Below are 667 nucleotides of genomic sequence, written 5' to 3'. Positions count from 1 at the left end.
CATATCCTGTGCTTGATTAATCCCGATAATTTTATGTGGTTCATTTTTGGGAACCTGATTTCGTATGTAAATTTTGAGGGAAATTTCATGATAAAAACAATCCTAGCGAGAAAAAATCAAGCTAAAACAGCTGGTCAAACAAAGTCGCTTTCTGATAAGGTAATTCAATCTGGAAGTAAACTTGAGATGGTATCTGGCGCACGTGGAAGTGTAATTACTCCGCCTGGGTCTAAAGAGCCGTACTAATGATTAATGTTAATTTATGACTTTTTTGGTATGAGTATAGGAGCCCTTGTAATATGGGGCTTCTTGATGGCTTCACTGTTACATCTATTTTTTTATATACTAAAAGTCCAGAAAAATTTACAGCTACTCTCTGCTTCTACTCTGTTATTTACCTCCTACTTTGTAAGTGATTTTATCGTTGTCTCTGATAGCTATAACACAGCTATTCACGGCATATTCGCTTTGTTTGATCTCTTTACTTTATTAGCTCTTTTTCTTGTCAGTTATGTCTTTTTTAAAGATGAAAAGCTTGAGGTCGGCGTTTTATATACTATGGTAGGTTTGGCTATTAATACAGTTATGTTCTTCTTCATGTATATTGATACATATATTTATGAAAATGTAACGCGTTGGCTGTTATGGTATTTGTACTCATATTTAG

At 34.0% G+C, this 667-nt stretch carries 2 protein-coding genes; both read left to right on the top strand.

Features of this window, described 5'->3' with window-relative positions; genetic code table 11:
* Window positions 1-246, top strand: a 246-nt coding sequence (locus tag L1D50_RS23245; protein WP_239966958.1) for a hypothetical protein, incomplete at its 5' end; no start/stop codon positions are given.
* A gap of 66 nt (window positions 247-312) precedes the next feature.
* Window positions 313-667 (top strand): hypothetical protein (locus L1D50_RS23240; RefSeq protein ID WP_239966957.1); only part of this gene is annotated, 355 nt, incomplete at its 3' end.

Origin of the sequence: Pseudoalteromonas sp. Isolate6 (assembly GCF_022398435.1) — a bacterium.
GTDB lineage: Bacteria > Pseudomonadota > Gammaproteobacteria > Enterobacterales > Alteromonadaceae > Pseudoalteromonas > Pseudoalteromonas galatheae.
The sequence above is the reverse complement of the archived record's forward strand: the minus strand, read 5'-3'. Positions and strand labels throughout refer to the sequence as shown.